Raw genomic sequence first — 19,559 nt, 5'->3', positions numbered from 1 at the left:
ACCAAACAATATATGGTTTTATCATTCGTTATTTATCTATTTTGAAGTTTTTATACTCTTTTACCCTAAACCATATTTTTCTTTTAAAAAGCCATTAACAACTTTTAAAACTTCCTCTGCATTTTTAATACATTCTTCTGCATCTTCTTTGGTATAATTATCCAATGGATTCCACACCTCCTCCCCCATTGGTTCAGGATAGCGAGGCAAAGCCCAATGCCTTTCCAATTCCCTTATTATTGGTAACAAACTATCAAATCTCTCTTTCCAATATTCATCAAACTTATCCAAATTTCTTACCAGTAGATTTGAGACATAGTGTGTTTTTATAAAAACCCCAAATAAAATTAAGACAGATTTAATGGATTTTTCAATACACTGTTGAGAGTGAAAGACAGAGCCAGCATAGTGTTCTGTCTTTAACAAAACCTTGGCAATTTCTAAATCTTCCTCTGCCATAGATAAAAAGTATTTGCTTAAATTAACTCTGCTATGTTCCATTCTTTATCCCTCTCAACATAAATAGCCCCTTCTTTTTTTATAATTGGCTTTATTTTTTCAATATAATTTTTCCAGAAATTGTTTTTGTCATAAATAACTTTATAGCCAGTTAAAATACCATAAATTAATGGATTTATTGATTTAGTTGATAACTCCTCTGGTTTAATTAAGATTGGAGATATGGTTATGTGATATTTTTTGAGAATCTCTAAGTCAATGTCTTTTATAATTTTATACCTATCAATTCTTCTTTTTGGTAAGTTATTAGCAATAACTAATAAATCAACATCAGAGTATTTTGTAGCAGTTCCCCTTGCATAAGAACCAAATAAAATTATTGATATTAAATCATCATCAAATTTTTCCTTGCATTTTTGTAGGGATTCATTTAAGATTTTATTTAACATTTTTTCATTCATTATTTATCACCATCTCCAAAACTCTTTCAAATTCTTCAGCACTTTTATCCCAACTAAATTGCTTAGCCCATTCAACAGCATTTTTACTTAACTTTTTCCTTAAATCATCATCTTTTAAAATTTTAATTAAGGTCTTGGATAACTCTTCAATATTTCCATCCTCTACTAATAAACCATTATAACCATCCTTAATAGAATCTACCAACCCTGAAACCCTATAACCAATAACAGGCACACCAAGAGCATTAGCTTCAATAACATTCAAACCCCACCCTTCTTTAACGGAAGTTACTACTAAGATTTGACTTTTTTTAATTATCTCATTTCTCTTTTCAAAAGGGACAAAGCCAAAGAATTTAACATTTTTTTCTAACCCTAACTTATTAACCAAATTTTTTAATTTATATAAATAACTTTCTTTCTTTGGACTTCCCAAAATCCATAACTTTACATCTGGAATTTCTTTTTTAACATAATAAACTGCTTTAATTGCATGCTCAACTCTTTTCATTGGTGTTAATCTTGAAACAAAACAAATAGTACTTTCTTCTTTTTCTTCAAAATCAATTTTTTCTAATGGTTTAACATCGCATCCATTATAAATAACATGGACATTTTCTTCTTTAAATCCTAAGTTAATCAAATCTTTTTTTGTTGAGGGGGAGACGCAAATTGTTGGGATGTTTTTATATAATCTTAAAAAATTCCTCTCTGCAAACTTACCTATCTTGTTTAGAGGGAATGGCATTTCATAGTCCCAAACAACCCCTTCATAATGATGTATAAAGAGTATTTTTGGTTCTTTTATATATAACGGTGTAAAAAACGGAATACCATTAACTTGGTCAATAACAACATCAAACTTCCCTTTAAATTCAGAAAAATATTTTCTCCATGCATTAAAATTTATAGTATAAATATTAAAATCCCTAATAATTTCTATTCCATCAATATTTTCTTTCTCTAAACATCCCTTAAACTTTGGGGTAAACCAAACACATTCATGACCTTTTTCAGACAATCTTTTTAAATATTCATAAGTAACGAATTCAGCCCCTCCCCTCCATGGATGTTTTATACATTTCCATGACATCATTAAAATTTTCATTATTTCAACCTCATTTTCAACTTAATAACATCACTACCCATTTTATAAATCGTTTTTATCAATCCAACTCCTGAACCAATTCCTGTAAATTTCTGCTTGAATATACAAGGGGCATAGCCTATTTCATATCCTTTTCTTCTTGCCAAAACTAAAATGCATATATCAAAAGCATATCCATTTATTGATTTATAATTATTGTTGAATAAATCTTCTATCACATCATGCTTAAACATTTTAATACCTGCCTGAGTGTCCCTAAGTTTTAACTCTGGAAACATCAAATTCACATAAGCATTAAAACAATAACTCAAAAATTTTCTAAGTAGTGAATACTCAAATACGCTATTTTTATCCCTTCTATTTCCAATAACAACATCAACATTATCATTTTTAATTTTTCCAAGAAACCACTTCAAAGCCTTGGGATGATAATCCAAATCGCTATCCAACAAAGCTATATAATCTCCCTCACAAAATCTTAAACCATATTTAATAGCATAACCTTTCCCCCTATTTTTCTCATATCCAACAACTTTTAAATTACCAAACTCTTCCTCTAACTTTTTAGCAATCTCATAAGTTTTATCAACAAATCCATCAACTACAACAATAACTTCAAAATCATTACAAAATTCACTAACAACTTTTTCAACTTCTCCAATAGAATTTTCAATAAATTTCTCCCCTTTATAACATGGCATAATAATAGACAACTCAACCATAATCCCACAACATTTTGCGATATTTTAATTTATTTACCACTATATTGAAGTTTCAACATTATAACAACATTCACGATTTAAAATTTAAAGTATTCTTCAATTATTTAAAATTTTCTATATTGTATTGCTTGTTTAGTGTAATTTAGAGAATTAAGGCTTGATTAAATTTATTACTACGCTAACAATTGCTTTTATAAACCCAATAATTTGTATATGTAAAAGTTCTTTTTTATTTTCGTTAACGTTAATTTCATTTTCTTTAATTGCATAGTAACCTGATTTATTTATTTTTATTATTATGTTACTTTTTTCATCAACCGTGTAAGATAGGGCTTTCCAGGATTTTAATTTGTTGTCGTAATATAGAACTTTTATTTCTTTGTTTTGAGAAGGTTTTATTTTAACTTTTAAAGTGAGTGGGGGTTTAAACTCAGCATTTTCTGGAGTTATGTAGTAGGTTAATGTTATATTTGGAAGGACTACTTCTTTTATTTGTATGTCTCCAACTACACTAATTTTTGTTCCATCGGATATTATTAAGGTGGCATTTCCCACATGCTTTATTATTGTTCCATAAACAATATTTTCCTGTTTCGAGTTATTATTGTTTTGAATATGAATAATCTTTTTATTATTCACTATTTTTTCAGAAGTATTATTTTGACTGGAAGCAATATCCGCACTTTTATCATCTACAGTATTTTCATTTTTCTGATTTTTTGGTTTGTAGTAGTTAAGATATAGGATTTTTCTGTTTTTGTTATTGTATTCATCTTTTGCAATTATTTCAAATGTATTTTTTCCTTCTTTTAAATTAAGAACTCCGGTATAGTGATTATTTGATTCATTATAGTCCAAGTTATTACCATTCAAATAAAATTTTACCATATAACCAGATTCATCTTCAACAATTACATCAAAATATACCTTTGATATATTATAGTCTCTTTTTGATGGGGATAATATTGTTATTTTTGGTGGCTCTTTATCCAAATTAACGGTTTGATTAGTCATTGTGTTTTTATCTTCAATTATTGGTGTATTTTCTTCTGCGGGAGGTGTTGGTATGTCCCCTTCAATTAGAACATCTTTGCTAACTCCTCCAATGTTTAAATGAACAACAGTTCCTTCTGGAATGTTGTTTGCTTTATAAGAATATTTGAAGTTTCCATTTTCATCTGCCTTTATTGTAGTTGAAGCAATAATTTTTAGTTTTACAGGTTTTGATGGGTCTTTTATGGTTCCCCCTATTTTTATATCGTAAGTTCCCACAGGAACATTTGACTGGGAAACTATTGCCACACCATCACTATTTGCAGTTGCACTTTTTGTAATCCATATACCCATTTTTACGCTCACATATACTTTATTTACATTTTCAGCAACAACCTTAAAATTATTTGGTGAGCTCGGTATCTCAACACTATTCATAAGATATCCATAGTATGGTGGGGATATTATTGGATTTACTTCAAACCATGCCTGACAATTTATAGCTTCGTTTGGATTTGCAGTTCCAGTCAATACTACAGTATCTCCAACTTTTGGGTTTGAAGGAGATATTTGAATATCTGAAACTGCATAAATTGGAGAAATCAAAAATCCAAAAATAATAATCATAAATAATGTTTTTTTAATACAAACCACCCCTTATTAAGTGTGAATTTATCATATTATAAAAATCTAAATATATTTATAATTTTTTATTTTAAATTTTTTTAAAAAAATATCTTTCTAAAATATAATAAAAAAAGAAAAAAATGTATGTTTTATTGCTGTTCTACTGCAACAATCTTTTTATCTACTGTATCATAGGCTATTCCTATCACATAAGCGTCTGATACATTATTGAGGTCTAATGAAACTGTGCTGTTGGTTATAATTGAACTGTATGTTGCTGACGCAGTATCTGGTGTAAATATTGTTCCTATTATATCATTTATTTTTGATGCACTTAATGTTATGAAATCATTGTTTTCTACAACGATTTCGCTTCCATTATTCCCAACTACTGAGACATTGAATAAGTTATTGTTTGGATTTGTTCCAATTACATCTAATGTTATTCCTACATTTTTATTTATCATTGCTAATCCATATCTTACTGGATTTGATGGTGTGTCGTTTAATGATATAATGTATGTTGTTGTATTAAACACGTCTGTTCCATTGAATGTCAATGTCATATTGTATTTCATTACTTCAAATCCACCAACTGCAAGGATTTTTGCATAGGTATTATCTATATAACTTTCATTATCAAGGATTAAGACAATATCATCCTTGTGTGATGAATTTGCTGTTATTGTGAATTTTGCATATCCATTACTATCGACAGTTGTTGTTCCATAGCTATTGTTCAATAACTCAAAGAATTTCGTTGCATCTCCATTTAATAATTTATTCATTGCATTTCTGAACTCATTTCTATCTGGTATTATTATTAATGAGACGTTTTTTCCTTTCATTTCTGGGTTGTAGTAAGTTATATTAACCCCTTCTTCATCATAGGCAATTTTGTTGAAGACATTCATTGCTTTGATTATTGATTCAACACTTTCGTTATCTTTGAAGTAAATCCTTACACCTTTTTCAGTATCTTCTTTATCTACCACATTTACTGTTGCGTCTATTGTTGGGAATTTAATTGTGTGCGGTGTTGAAATTGTTAATGTATTGTCTGATTGCCCTGCAAATTCAATAGTTTTTCCATTTGCTATGACTTTTATTGCTGGTTTTTCTGCAACTGGCTGTGTTACTGAAACTGTAATTACTGATGAAACTTCATAAACCCCATCTGATACAATCAATGTGATATCATAAGTTCCACTTTTTGGGTAGGTTATGTTTATTGTTTTTCCATCCTCGAGGTATGAAACACTCTGGTTTCCTGGTGCTAACCATTTGAATGTTAAAGTTTTACCTTCTGGGTCGTAAGATTCTGAGGCATTTATTAACACATTCAGTCCATCTTCAATGTATGTGTATGATATTACAGGTGGCTGATTTACTACCTTTACACTTAATGTAATACTTACCAATGGGTCATCTTTTAGGAATAATGTCAAGATACCATTAGTTGCATCGTATCTGAAGTAATTTATTTGGGTTCCTGTTCCATCATATTCTGGAATGGTACCTAAACCTTCTTTATATACCTTACTTACTGAGTTATTACCGACTGGTATTGCCACAACAACATACGTATCGTTTGTAGATTTATTAAAGCTTATTTCTGTGTTTATTGTAGCCTCGTTTTTAGTTTCATCAATGGTGACGTTTTTAACATCCACTGATACGTTATTTACATCCTTACTTGCAATAACTACTGGCCTTATAGTTTCCTCTGTTAATGTTGATGTGTTTTTAACTTTTTCAGCTCTTTCTAATACCTCTTTAATATTTTCTAAATGAATGGTTGTATTTTCTATTGTTGATGTGTCTGAAGTGTTCGTTGTTGGAATTATAATATCTATTGATTTGTCGCCCACTGTTGTATTTACAATAAATGCATTTGTAGTGTTATCGTTTATTTCAATGCTTGTATTTTCTGCAACGGTTGTATTTACAATCTGTAATGAGACAGTTTTACCTGATGTTGTGGTTTTGTTTTCTATTTTTGGAATTATAATGTCTAGTACAAATGTTTTATTTATTTCTGGATGTTTATCTAAGGCAAATACAACTTTTGCTTGGTATGCTTTTCCAGATGTTAGTGCTGACGTATTTATAATCCTGCATATTACACTACCAGTGGTATTTATTGAATTATTATTTATTGATACGTTAAGGCCAGTTGGAGATATAGCATTTATTGATATAGTTTTATTTTGGTAGTTTTTAATTGTTATTGGAATGGATTCATTTATATTTCCACTAAGGATTGTTTTTGATATATGTTCTGGAGTTATATCAAAGTATCTTAAATTTACAGATTTAGATGCTGTATTTGCTTGATCTTTATTGTCATATACGGTTAAAGTTGCAGTATATACTCCTTGCATTAGGTAATTTCTTGATATATTCAAACTATATGAAGTTCCTGAAATTTCTTTTTCAAATTTAGTTCCATCACCATATGTTAATACGATTTTTTTCAATCCGTTATCATCACTTACATTTATAGTGAATGCTGTCTTCAAACCATCGGTTGAAATATCGAATTTGTTTATTGTTGGTTTATTATCCACTACTACTGGTGGTCTATATTTTGTAGTTACTGATTTTGCAAATGTTGGTGTTACAGTTGATACTGTTGTTATATCTGTTTTAGAGGCGATACTTGATATAATATCACTTACACTAGGAACATCGCATGCGATTGATATTTTAGAGGTAAATGTTGCTATTTTACCAATTATTTTTTCTATAGTATCTCTACTTTTTTCAGGAAGGGGCACAATTGCATTAACTCTTCCCTCAACAAAGTTCATAATTGCATCTAATATTGGATCTTTATCTATTTCAGAATAAACAACTGCTACTTCTTCATTTTTAACATTTGGATTTATTTTAGCGACATAGGATAAGGCAGTTTTTATAACCGTATCATCCTTACCTGTTGCTATAATGGTTTTCTTTGCAATACTTGATGCAATATCTTTAACTTTTGGAGGTACTGTGGTTCCAATGATAATGACATTTTCAGCATCTTTAACCAACTTCAATGTTTCAATGGTTTTGTTCTCTTTACCAGGTGCATAGTATAGAATAGGAGCATTAAAACTTACTGCTACTGGAGATACATTTTCGTTGAATCCCTCTGTAATTACTATGTTTTTTGTTATTTCTGGTTTCTCTTTAATTAAGGTCTCAAAGACTTTCTGAGAAGTTTCTACTCTTGTCTCCCCCCAGATCCTTTCAATTTTTAATTTTAAATCAGATTTTAATTCATTTTCTACATTGTTACTAACTGCAACAGGTCCCCCAACAATTATTACTTTATTTATGTTATTTCTTTCAAGTTCTCTTTTCGCATTATCTGATAACTCATCTGTTGGTGTATACACAAGTAAGTATCCCATTGCTTTAGCATAAGGTGCTGCAACAATGGCATCTGCTGGAGTTGACACAACAATTGCCACATTTTCATCTGAGGCAAAACTTAAGGGTAGTACTCCAAGAACGAGCAATATGGATAAGATCATGGGTAATGTTTTCATAGTATCCCCCATACAGTTAGATTATTCATACTTTTGTTATTACTTCAATCATAGTTATTAACTTAAGAAATTACATTATTTATTTTATAAAAAATTTGTATACCCATTCTATTTAAATTTTACTGTAGTTTTATTAACTATTCGAAGTATTTAATATTTTGTTAAATATATTCAACAATAATATATTGATATTTAGTTTTTTGCTAATGTTCTAATTTCTCTCAGAAATTCTACAAACTTTGGGAAATTCGTTCATTTCATAAGTTTATTTGTCAATAACATTATTCATGATAATCTCACCACCAAAATATAGCATGATTTATATATTGTTTGGAATTTTATATATCTATGTATGTGGAAATACAGCAAGATTCATATTTAACATGGAATAAATTTCAAAGTTGAATGAACTTTAATTTCATCAACCCTAATTTTGGATATTTCATGGACTTTAGATTGTTAAATTAAACATTATCCCAAGTCACAATAAACTTATATAACCCAACTACCATATAATCCATTTTGCAAAGAATTATCAATAATTTTTGGAATATTAATTGAACTGATCATCATTACTCGTTTTATGGTGAGATTATGAAGGAGTATTTAAAAAAGGTGTCTGATGCGGTATATGAATTGCCAAAGGATTACAAAGAATGCATGAGAGTGCCAGGTAGAATATTTTTAAGTGAGATTCTACTTGAGGGTTTGGAGGATGATGTTCTTGAGCAAATAGCAAACGTTGCATGCCTCCCTGGAATTCAGAAGTATTCTTTGGCTATGCCAGATTGTCATTATGGATATGGTTTCTGCCTTCACCCAGATGCGAAGGTTTTAACTGAAAATGGATTCTACTATAGAATAAAAGATTATGAAAACTTAAAAGATGAGAGGGTTGAGGTATTTAACACAGAAGACAAAAAAATAGAACCAAGTGAAGTTAAAAAGTTCTTTAAATTGAAGCCATACTGTAAAATCTATAAGGTAAGAACAAAACTTGGATATGAGACAATAGCAACAGAAGACCATCCATTCTATACACCAAATGGTATGGTTAAACTTAAAAAGTTAAGAGTAGGAGATAGAGTAGCAATCTACCCATTTGAAGGGGTTGTGTATGAGGAACCATTAGATGACGTTATTATCAACGAAAAGGATATAATCAAATGCATGGAAAGGCTAAATCTAAGCAAAAAGAGAATGGAAATTATCTTAAGAAAACTAAAAGATAGGGGATTAATTCCATTGACTTACAATCATAAAAAACTGCCTTACTTGTTAAAAATTATTGGCTTTGTCTTTGGAGATGCCTCTATGAACTTTATAGGGAAGAAAAAAGATGGAATCATACACTTCTCATCAAAACACCTGGATGATTTAGAAAAGATTAGGGAAGATATTAAAAAGATTGGCTACACTCCATCAAGAGTCTATAATGATAAAAAGGGATGTTATAGATTCTATGTAAATGCATCAAGTTTAGTTGTTTTGTTATGTGCATTAGGAGTTCCAATTGGAAACAAGACATTGAAGAAATATAACTTTCCAGAGTGGATATTTAACTGCAAATTATGGCAAAAGAGGTTGTTTTTAGCGTCGTTCTTTGGATCTGAGTTAAGAAAACCATACCCAAGAAAGGATAGAAAGGCATTATTCACATTCCCAACACTGGAGATGGCTAAAGATATAAAAATTAAAGAAGATGCGTTAAAATTCTTGGAAAATATTGCTAAATTATTAAATGAATTTGGTGTAGAGGCAACAATTACAAAAAGAAATTCAACCCACAAAAGAAATGATGGAATTGAGACAGTTAGATATGTTTTAACAATAATTGGCACATCTAAGAATTTAATAAACTTATGGACAAAGATTGGTTATGAATACAACAAAGAGAGGCAAGAACTCGGATGCTATGCAGTGGCATTTTTAAAGTATAGGGAGAGGGGGATAAATAGAAGAAAGATACTTGCTGAAAAGATAAAAGAGTTGTTTGAAGAAGGTAAAAAGCCATCAGAGATTATAAGATTGCTAAATGTAAATAAAGGGGATGAGAGATTTGTTAAAGATATTTGGAATAAGTTAAAGAATGGAAAAGAGATTGATGAAATTAGAGTTCCTTCAAACTTCCCAAGTTATGAAGAATTTATTAAAGAAAGAAAAGTTGGAGATGGGCTAATTTGGGATGAGATTGAATGTATAGAAGAAGTTGATGTAGATGAGGTTTATGACTTCACCATAAACCATAAAGACCATAACTTTATAGCAGATAACTTTTTAGTTTCAAACTGTATTGGGGGAGTCGCTGCTTTTGATGTAAAAGGAGGGGTAATAAGTCCTGGAGGAGTTGGTTTTGATATAAATTGCCTTACTCCAGATGCAAATATATTAACAGAAGACGGATATTTCATAAAATTGGAAAAACTAAAAGAAAAATTGGATTTGTATGTTAAGATTTATAACACAGAGGAAGGAGAAAAGAGTTCAAACATATTATTTGTCTCTGAAAGGGATGCAAAAGAAAAAATAATAAGGATAAAAACAGAATCTGGAAGAATTTTAGAAGGTAGTAAAGACCATCCAGTTTTGACATTAAATGGCTACGTTCCAATGAGTATGCTAAAAGAAGGGGATGATGTAATTGTATATCCTTATGAAGGAGTTGAGTATGAAGAACCATCAGATGAGATTATATTGGATGAGGATGATTTTGCAGAGTATGATAAACAAATCATCAAATATTTAAAAGATAGGGGCTTATTGCCATTTAAAATGAACAACAAAAATATTGGAATTATTGCAAGGTTGTTAGGTTTTGCTTATGGAGATGGAAGTATAGTTAAAGGGAATGGAGATAGAGAGAGGTTGTATGTAGCATTCTATGGAAAGAAAGAGGTATTAACTAAAATTAAAGAGGATTTAGAAAAGTTGGGAATAAAAGCTTCAAAGATATATTCAAGAAAGAGGGAAGTTGAGATAAGAAACGCTTATGGAGATGAATATACAAGTTTATGTGAAGACAACCCTATAAAAATAACTTCAAAGGCATTTGCATTGTTTATGCACAAATTAGGAATGCCAATTGGTAAAAAGACAGAGCAAATATACAAAATTCCAGAGTGGATAAAGAAAGCACCAAAATGGGTAAAGAGGAATTTCTTAGCAGGATTGTTTGGGGCAGATAGAAGTAGGGTGGTGTTTAAAAACTACACACCGTTGCCAATAAACTTAACAATGTCAAAGAGTGTAGAGTTAAAAGAAAATATCTTAGAATTTTTAAACGAAATTAAACTATTATTGAAAGAGTTTGAAATTGAAAGTATGATTTATGAGATAAAATCTTTAGAAGGAAAAGTTTCATACAGATTGGCAATTGTTAGAGAGGAGAGCATAAAGAACTTCTTAGGAAAAATAAACTATGAATATTCAAAGGAGAAAAAAGTTATTGGATTGTTGGCTTATGAATACTTAAAGAGAAAAGATGCTATAAAAGAGATAAGAAAGAAATGTATTGAAAAGGCAAAAGAACTATATGAAAAGGGATTATCTATTTCAGAAATTTTAAAAATGGATGAATTTAGAAATGAGTTTATAAACAGGAGGTTAATTGAAAGAACAATATATGGAAAGTTAGATGGAGATGATGTAAGAGTTTCAACAAAATTCCCAAAGTTTGAAGAATTCATTAAAAAATATGGAGTTAGAGGAGGGTTTGTAATAGATAAGATAAAGGAAATTAAAGAAATTCCTTATGATTCAAAATTATGTGATGTTGGAATTGTAAGTAAAGAACACAACTTTATAGCAAATAGCATAGTTGTTCACAACTGTGGAGTTAGATTAATAAGAACAAATTTAACAAAAGAAGAAGTTAAGCCAAAAATAAAAGAACTTGTAAGCGAGATATTTAAAAATGTCCCATCTGGATTGGGTAGTAAAGGAAAGATAAGAATTACCAAGAACGAGATTGATGATGTTTTAGAAGAAGGGGCAAAATGGGCAATAAATGAAGGATATGGTTGGGAGGAGGATATAAAATTCATTGAAGAACATGGGTATATGAAAGATGCTGATGCTTCCCTTGTTTCAGATAGTGCGAAGAAAAGAGGTTTGCCACAACTTGGCTCATTAGGTAGTGGAAACCATTTCTTGGAGATTCAGTATGTGGATAAGGTATTTGATGAAGAAACGGGAGAGATATTTGGAGTTGAGGAAAATCAAGTTGTTGTTATGGTTCATTGTTTGCCTGAAAGTTCAAAAATCTTAACAGAATACGGATATTGCATAAAAATTAAAGATTTAGAAAACTGTTATGATAAAATTAAAGTTATAACTTATGATAAAGAGAATAAAACTCCAATCCCTGCAAAAATTAAAAAGTTTTGGAAATTTAAAAACAATAAAAACATCTATAAAATAAAAACCTTCACAGGAAAGGAAATAGTTTGCACAGAAGACCACCCAATATGGACGCCATCAGGATGGAAACAGGCAAAGGATTTAAAACCTGATGATTTAGTTTTGATTTATCCTTTTGAAGGAGTTGAGTATGAAGATCCAGAGGATAAAGTAATTGTTAGTGAGGAGGATATAATTAATGCAGGAGGAACTGAAAGAATAGTTAAAAATCTAAAGAAAAAGGGATTGTTGCCATTAAAGTTAAACCACAAAGATATTGGAATTATTGCAAGATTAGTTGGATATGCTTTTGGTGATGCATGGGTTGGAGGAAAAAGACCAACAGTTAAATTTATTGATGATTTGGAAGTATTAAAAAGAATAAAATCTGATTTAGATGAGTTAGGGTTTTCTTCAACAATAGTTAAAGTAATGAGACATAAGTCAGAAATAAACCATATAATGTCCAACAAGGAAATAAAAAGGCATGAATTTGAAGGAGAAGGTTATCAACTGGTTGTTTCAACTCCATCATTTGCTATACTGTTAAAATCATTAGGAGTTCCTTACGGTAAAAAAACTGATGTTCCATTTAATGTTCCAAAATGGATAAAAGAATCGCCAAAATGGATAAAAAGGTTGTTCTTAGCAGGATATTTTGGAGCAGAAATGAATATTATAAAACAAAGAAAGAACGAGGCATATAGATTAGAAAATCTAAAGATACCATTGAATAAAGTTGAAGATTTACTAAATAATGGCATTTCATTTATGGAAGAAATCAAAGAGATATTGGAAGAGTTTGGAGTTAAAGGAAAAATCATTGTAAAACCTTATGTTAAAAGGAAAGATGGAAAGACAAGTTATAAAATAATTTTAACATTGAGTAGTAATTTGGAGAATATCATCAAATTTGCAAGTAAAATTGGATATGAATACAATAAAAAAAGACAATCAATGCTAATAAAATCACTTCAGTATTATTTATACAAGAAAAAAATTGTAGAATTGGAGTCAATAAAAACAGGTAAAGATGTAGAAAAATTACTAACAACTGCCCATAAATACAGAAAAATAAAAACTGAAACTTATGATTCATACATATCAAGATATTCTGAAGGGGACTTAACAATATGGGATGCGGTTGTTTCAGTTGAAAAGTTAAAAGAAGATGTTGAGATTGTTTATGATTTAACAATAGATGACAAAAACCACAACTTTATAGCAGATAACTTTGTAGTTAGCAATACTGGTTCAAGGGGTTTGGGACATCAAATCTGTGCTGATTACATAAGAGTTATGGAAAAAGCAGCGAAGAAATACGGCATAAAACTTCCAGATAGGCAGTTGGCATGTGCTCCAATAGAATCGGAGGAAGGTATTGAATATTATAAAGCAATGTCTTGTGGAGCAAACTATGCATGGACAAATAGGCAGATGATTACCCATTGGGTAAGAGAGAGTTTTGAAAAGGTATTTAAAACATCTGCAGAGGATTTGGAGATGAATATTATATATGATGTTGCCCACAACATAGCAAAGATGGAAGAGCATGTAATAGATGGGAAGAAAAAGAAGGTTGTTGTTCATAGGAAGGGAGCAACGAGGGCATTTGGTCCTGGAAGTGAATTAATTCCAAAAGAATACAGAAGAGTTGGACAACCAGTCATCATTCCGGGGGACATGGGGACTGCATCATATCTAATGCATGGGACTGAAAAGGCCATGGAAGAGACATTTGGTTCAACGGCACACGGAGCAGGGAGAACATTGAGTAGGGCAAAGGCTTTAAAGTTGTGGAAGGGTAAAGAGATTAAGGAAAAACTTGAAAAAGAGGGAATCATTGTTATGGCAGATTCCAGGGCAGTTATTGCAGAGGAATGCCCAGAAGCATATAAAAGCATTGATTTAGTTGCAGATGTTTGCCATAAATCAGGAATTTCATTGAAAGTTAGTAGGATGAAGCCCATGGGTGTTGTTAAGGGATAATTATAGTTGTTTGCGAATTTTACTAAATTTATTTATATGCTTCGAAATTCTTAAATATTGTATTTGTCTTAAATTTTAAAATAGAGGTGTATTTTCTTAAACCTATTTCATTTTTCCAATATTTAACGCAAACAATCATAATCTTATCTATCTGATTTAATTTCCATATTCAGAACTATTTAATTTTTTGTTTTTGGTAACTTTAATTTAAAGGATATTAATTGGTGATATTGATGGAGATTATTGGAAGGGTGATCTCTGGGAGAGGAGAAGGGAAATACTATGTATCTCTTCCACCATACAAAAGAAGATTTAAGAAGATTTTGGAATTTACCCCTTATCCTGGAACATTAAATGTTAAATTAGATGAAATATTGGATATTAACAAATTAAACCCAATTGAAACAGATGACTTTATCTATAATGACAAAAAATACTTTGGTGTTAAAATAATTCCAGTAAAAATATCAACATTTAAGCATGACTTTGAGGTTGAAGGTGCGATAATAGTTCCGAAAAAAACATATCACTCAAACAATATAGTAGAGATAATCTCTCCAGTTAAGTTGAGAGATTTATTATCATTAAATGATGGAGATTTGATTAAAATAAAGATTAAATAAGGCGAGAATATGGATATTGTAGAAAAAGCAATGCAGGCACTCAAAAATGGAGAAATTGTTTTAGTATATGATGCAGATGATAGAGAGGGAGAAACTGATATGGTAGTTGCTTCTGAAAAGATAACTCCAAACCATATAAGGATAATGAGAAAAGATGGAGGAGGATTAATCTGCACTGCAATTCATCCAGAGTTTTGTGAGAAATTGGGAATTCCATTTATGGTGGATATTTTGGATTTTGCATCCCAAAAATTTAAAGTTTTAAAAGAACTCTATCCAAACGACATTCCTTATGATGAGAAATCATCATTTTCCATAACAGTAAACCACAGAAAAACCTTCACTGGGATAACAGATAATGATAGGGCATTAACAATTAAATCCCTTGCAAAACTTTGTAAGGAAAAGAGATTTGAGGACTTTGGTAAGGAATTTAGAAGTCCTGGACATGTTACTTTGCTGAGGGCTGCAGAGGGTCTTGTGAAAAAAAGAAAAGGTCATACAGAAATGACTGTGGCGTTGGCAGAGATGGCAAACTTAACTCCAATAACAACAATCTGTGAAATGATGGGTGATGATGGAAATGCAATGAGTAAAAATGAGACAAAAAAGTATGCTGAAAAACATAATTTAGTTTATTTAAGTGGGGAGGAGTTGATTAACTATTATTTAGATTATATTGAGAAAAAAGAATAAATATTTAATAAGGAACTGGTAATCCAATTTGAAACTTTTAAAAAAAATTCATCAAAAAGGATGCACTGCCTCGCTACACTCGGCAGTGCCTCTTAATAAGGTACAGGCAAACCAATTTCTTTTCTATGTTCAATTTCTTTTGCATTTTTCTCTTTCTTAGTTAAAGCCAACTTCTCAACTAATCCTAAACCTGGTTTAACTTCTTCTATTGGTTTAACTTCTAAATAACCATCTTCAACCATTTTGTTGAAGAACTCTTCTCCTCTTGCAGTCCTTATAAAGACAGTGCTCCATCCATCTGGGCTTCCAACTGAACCAGTTGATATATCTGCTAACTCTGCTGTATAGTCGGTGCAAACGTGGCATGCTATTTGTTCATAAGGATGAGTTTCTTTCAATTTGATTGCCTTAGTTTCTCCCCACTTAGTGTAGACCCAAAACTTACCCTTTCCGATATCCATCTTAACAACATCTTCTATCTTTACATTGCAGTGTTCTTCAACAATTAACTTTAATCCATTGTATGGGAAGTTCTCCATACAGAAGATGCCAATTAATAAAGCGATTTTGCTATCTGTATGTCTAAATCCTACAGGATACTTCATTAACTTCCTAACTGCTCTTATTTGGCATGGGGTTCCAACTACACCAACTTTTTCTAACGCATATTCTCTAACTGCACTTTTTAAAACACTAATGTTTGGGCAAACTGTATATTTGGTTCCCCCTGCTTCTAAAATCTCTTCTGGAGTGGTAGCAACTTTTGGAATTGCTTTGAATCCATCTTCTTTATCTGCAACAACAACTCCATCCAACAAATTATTTTCTAAGCCATAAATAAATGCTGCTGAAACAATCCCACCATCTTGGGACTTTTTTAATATTCTCTTATCAGTCGCCCTTGCAGAGACAACAGTTTTATACTTTCCAAAGGCATCCACAAATACCACCTCTCTATTCAATATCCTCAATTAAATTTGGGAATCTAATTCTTGGGCATTGGACTGAACAAGCCCCACACTTAATGCAGAGTTCTTTCAACACATTTGGTCTTCCATCGAGCATCTCTATTGCCCTTGTAGGACACGCTGCCGCACAAGTCCCACAGCCCATACAGAGGGATTTATTAACAACTTTATACAACAAATCACATCCACATGCCTCTCCATTTTCAGCAAGTTCTGCAAATGGTTGCAAATAATCCATATCTCCATTTAATGCTGCTGTTATTACGTTGACAATTACCTCTGGAGAAGGAGGACATCCTGGAATTGCCAAATCACATTTTACAACTTCTGTTAGTGGAGAGAATGAACTATGAACTGGTTTTGACATTTGGTTTCCTCTGCAGAATCTTGTAACTCCACCAGTTGCAGCACATGCTCCTAAGGCAACTAAAATCTTTGCCTTTTTTCTAACCTCCTCTGCCAACTCCAATGCATGATGGTCATCTAAACAAACACTACCTTCAACCAATATAATATCTACATTATCTGGAATATCTCTTGCATCTGCTAAAGTTTGGCAATATACTAACTCAATGCTATTCAATACGTCCAAAAGTTTCTCATACGTATCTGCTAAGGAAACTAAACACCCACAGCAACTACTCAATTGAACGTGGGCTACTTTTACCATAATTTCTCCCCCGTTAATTGTTGGTTTTTTAATTCCTTTAGAATAATCTCAACTGCCTTATCAACAGCATCTTCAACCTCTTTACTTAAACCAATAACTACATCTGGCTCAGATATGTATTTTGCCTGACAACCAACAACCATAACCTCTATCCTAAAGGACTCACTAACTTGCCTTAGTATTGTTGATAAAGGGAAGTCGTGGATATCAATCCTGTTATGTTTTAGGTTTGGTAAGTCATCTTTTTTCAATATCTTAATTTCTCCTGGTTTTAATCCGAAATCAATAACATCCACAACGATAATTTTTTTGGTTTTTGAATTTTCATCTATGAGTGTTAGAACTTGCTGTGGAGCCCCAGCACCTGCATCTACTAAAGCAATGTTCTTTTTTTCTTCTTCTGTGAGGATGTTATTTAGTTTTTCAATTACATGAACACTAAATCCATCATCCGCAAATAGTATGTTTCCACATGCCAAAACCATAATTTCTTTTTTTAGGTAAGATGGTGTAAAGTCAAGCAAATCTTCATCAATATTTTCTTCTAAGAGTGTTTTCATCATTTCACCATAGAAGGATAAGAAGCAATATTGAATTATCAATTTTAATCAATAACACCCCATACAACCCATGCGCGGGTTGTCCCTCTCAGGGTCCCTTTCGGGTTCCCCCTCGAGTTCATCCTTTGGGGTGTGATGATTTAGATTTTTCTTACTTCGATGACCTCTTTTGTTTCGTCATCTTTAACTATAACGTGTGTTGCACATGATGCTCATATGTCATACGCTCTCATGATAACTTCCGCATATTGGTGTGGGTAGCCTTCGATAGCCTTTTCAACTATTGGCATGTTCCATGTTGATGCTGCAATAATCTTATAGGATTTTATTCTTCCATCCTTTCCAACTTCTGCCATGTGAACATTTGTTGCTCTTGGTGCCTCGTGAACACCAATTCCAAATCCATCCTTGTATTCTAGTTCTACTCTTGTTTTTCCATTGAGATTTAGTTCATCAAGGATTTCAAATACTCTATAAACTGCTCCGAAGTTTTCTTGTGCCCTTGCAAGGTTTATATCCAATGCACTTCCTCCGGCCTTAAAGTTTCCAAATTTAACCATCCTTGCCCTTGGACCTCCTTCTACTGGAACTCCGCAGTAGAGAGGAATTTGGTTTGTTGCAGTTTGGGCAATTTCTGGGTTTTCATAGTATCTCTGTGCTGGGATTTCAGTTACATCATCCCAATTTATAGCGTATCTGTCCCCAAATGTTGTGTGTGTTGCAATGTATGGGTAATCATGCGCCCCTAAATCAGAAATTCCTACTTCTTCCAAGTACCTTTCAATGAGCATCTCTAAGAGTTCGTACATTTTGTAGGCGTCTTTCTCATATTCCCTGCATGCATAGTATATCTTTGATTTTGCTCTTTCTGTGATGTTTGTTCTCATTCCACCAATAACAATGTTTGGCGGATGGATTCCTTCCCCTCCAACAATGTCCACAATTAACTGTCCAACTTTTCTCATTTTTTGGATGAGTTTTATTGCCTCTATCCTTAAATCCTGCTCTTCTGGTTTTACAAAATCATCTGCTATAAGTAAGTGGTGCAATGGGTGGGAATGCATTCTATTTCCTAACCCAACCAATTCTCTCAATAATTTACCATCTTCGGGAATTTCACATCCAATAGCATCCTCGATTGCTTCACATGAAGCAATTCCATGCGTTGTTTGACATATCCCACAAATTCTCATAACAGCGAGTGGTGCAAAATCCGCAGGTCTTCCTTTTAACATCGTCTCGAATCCCCTAACAGGGGTGGTATTTGGATAGTATGCTTTTGTTACAACTCCTTCATCATCTACTTCTAAAACCAACTTGGCATGTCCTTCATGTCTTGTTGTAGGGGCAATTTCTATAGTATTTGACACACTGTCCACCTCCAAAAATAAAAATAATCTATTAACTTTTTTAAAGGCCATTATATAAAGAAATATCTCTTTAAAAATGTAAATATAGGCATTTAATTTCTTAAATATGTCAAAAATTAAAATTTTATGCTATTATGGTAATAATAATTTCCATAATGTATTAACACACTTCGACAGTTTTAAATAGACTTAACTTCAATTTATAGTTGAATTTCAAAACATTTTGGAAAACGATTTTAAACCTGTATTTTTGAGAATATTGTTTATAAATTTATCTGAATAACTTAAATTCGAACTTAGCTTGTAGAATTCACATATACATCGATTTACAATCTCGTTTATGTCTAAGACGGATAATTTCGAGATGAATCTT

At 31.6% G+C, this 19,559-nt stretch carries 13 protein-coding genes; 3 read left to right on the top strand and 10 right to left on the bottom strand.

Annotation, left to right across the window (positions count from 1 at the left end; translation table 11 throughout):
- Nucleotides 1-60 precede the first annotated feature (60 nt).
- The 6 genes from METFODRAFT_RS01965 to METFODRAFT_RS01940 all read right to left on the bottom strand — a co-directional run bounded on the left by METFODRAFT_RS01965 (nt 61) and on the right by METFODRAFT_RS01940 (nt 7,912).
- A complete protein-coding gene (locus METFODRAFT_RS01965) occupies nt 61-501 on the bottom strand; it encodes a HEPN domain-containing protein (RefSeq protein WP_007043852.1) in 441 nt (146 codons plus the stop codon).
- On the bottom strand, nt 477-920 hold the full coding sequence (locus tag METFODRAFT_RS01960) for a nucleotidyltransferase domain-containing protein (RefSeq protein WP_007043851.1): 444 nt from the start codon (nt 918-920) through the stop codon (nt 477-479). Before METFODRAFT_RS01960 ends, METFODRAFT_RS01965 begins: the two co-directional genes overlap by 25 nt.
- Nucleotides 913-2,028, bottom strand: a complete 1,116-nt coding sequence (locus METFODRAFT_RS01955; protein ID WP_007043850.1) for a glycosyltransferase family 4 protein — start codon at nt 2,026-2,028, stop codon at nt 913-915. The genes METFODRAFT_RS01960 and METFODRAFT_RS01955 overlap by 8 nt, the downstream gene beginning before the upstream one ends.
- Complete coding sequence (locus METFODRAFT_RS01950) at nt 2,028-2,750, bottom strand: glycosyltransferase family 2 protein (RefSeq protein ID WP_007043849.1); 723 nt, start codon at nt 2,748-2,750, stop codon at nt 2,028-2,030. Before METFODRAFT_RS01950 ends, METFODRAFT_RS01955 begins: the two co-directional genes overlap by 1 nt.
- Before the next feature lie 150 nt (nt 2,751-2,900).
- Entirely contained in the window at nt 2,901-4,349 is a 1,449-nt protein-coding gene (locus METFODRAFT_RS01945) for a hypothetical protein (protein WP_245528874.1), read from the bottom strand.
- Nucleotides 4,350-4,519: 170 nt separating this feature from the next.
- Nucleotides 4,520-7,912: a PKD domain-containing protein gene (locus tag METFODRAFT_RS01940; protein ID WP_007043847.1), complete on the bottom strand. Its 3,393-nt coding sequence runs from the start codon at nt 7,910-7,912 to the stop codon at nt 4,520-4,522.
- 594 nt (nt 7,913-8,506) lie between these two features.
- Between METFODRAFT_RS01940 and METFODRAFT_RS11855 the strand changes: the two genes are divergently transcribed.
- From METFODRAFT_RS11855 to ribB, 3 genes are all read left to right on the top strand, one after another.
- Nucleotides 8,507-14,299, top strand: a complete 5,793-nt coding sequence (locus tag METFODRAFT_RS11855) for an RtcB family protein (protein WP_007043846.1) — start codon at nt 8,507-8,509, stop codon at nt 14,297-14,299.
- 233 nt (nt 14,300-14,532) lie between these two features.
- Entirely contained in the window at nt 14,533-14,922 is a 390-nt protein-coding gene (gene ribK, locus METFODRAFT_RS01925) for a CTP-dependent riboflavin kinase (protein WP_007043845.1), read from the top strand.
- Between the two features lie 9 nt (nt 14,923-14,931).
- Nucleotides 14,932-15,618 (top strand): 3,4-dihydroxy-2-butanone-4-phosphate synthase, encoded by a 687-nt coding sequence (ribB, locus tag METFODRAFT_RS01920; RefSeq protein ID WP_007043844.1) that lies wholly within the window; start codon nt 14,932-14,934, stop codon nt 15,616-15,618.
- A 92-nt stretch (nt 15,619-15,710) separates the two neighbouring features.
- Here ribB and frhB read toward each other — a convergent pair whose 3' ends face one another.
- The 4 genes from frhB to frhA form a co-directional block, all read right to left on the bottom strand.
- Nucleotides 15,711-16,559, bottom strand: a complete 849-nt coding sequence (gene frhB / locus METFODRAFT_RS01915) for a coenzyme F420 hydrogenase subunit beta (RefSeq protein WP_007043843.1) — start codon at nt 16,557-16,559, stop codon at nt 15,711-15,713.
- Between the two features lie 13 nt (nt 16,560-16,572).
- The gene (gene frhG / locus METFODRAFT_RS01910) at nt 16,573-17,256 is read right to left on the bottom strand and encodes a coenzyme F420 hydrogenase subunit gamma (protein ID WP_007043842.1); all 684 of its coding nucleotides are present in this window, start codon (nt 17,254-17,256) and stop codon (nt 16,573-16,575) included.
- Entirely contained in the window at nt 17,250-17,819 is a 570-nt protein-coding gene (gene frhD, locus METFODRAFT_RS01905) for a coenzyme F420-reducing hydrogenase, FrhD protein (RefSeq protein WP_007043841.1), read from the bottom strand. Before frhD ends, frhG begins: the two co-directional genes overlap by 7 nt.
- Nucleotides 17,820-17,956: 137 nt before the next feature.
- Entirely contained in the window at nt 17,957-19,186 is a 1,230-nt protein-coding gene (gene frhA / locus METFODRAFT_RS01900) for a coenzyme F420 hydrogenase subunit alpha (protein ID WP_141564040.1), read from the bottom strand.
- Nucleotides 19,187-19,559: the final 373 nt, after the last annotated feature.

Origin of the sequence: Methanotorris formicicus Mc-S-70 (genome assembly GCF_000243455.1) — an archaeon.
Taxonomy (GTDB): domain Archaea; phylum AGJL01; class Methanococci; order Methanococcales; family Methanococcaceae; genus Methanotorris; species Methanotorris formicicus.
This window is presented reverse-complemented; position numbering and strand designations above follow the sequence as displayed.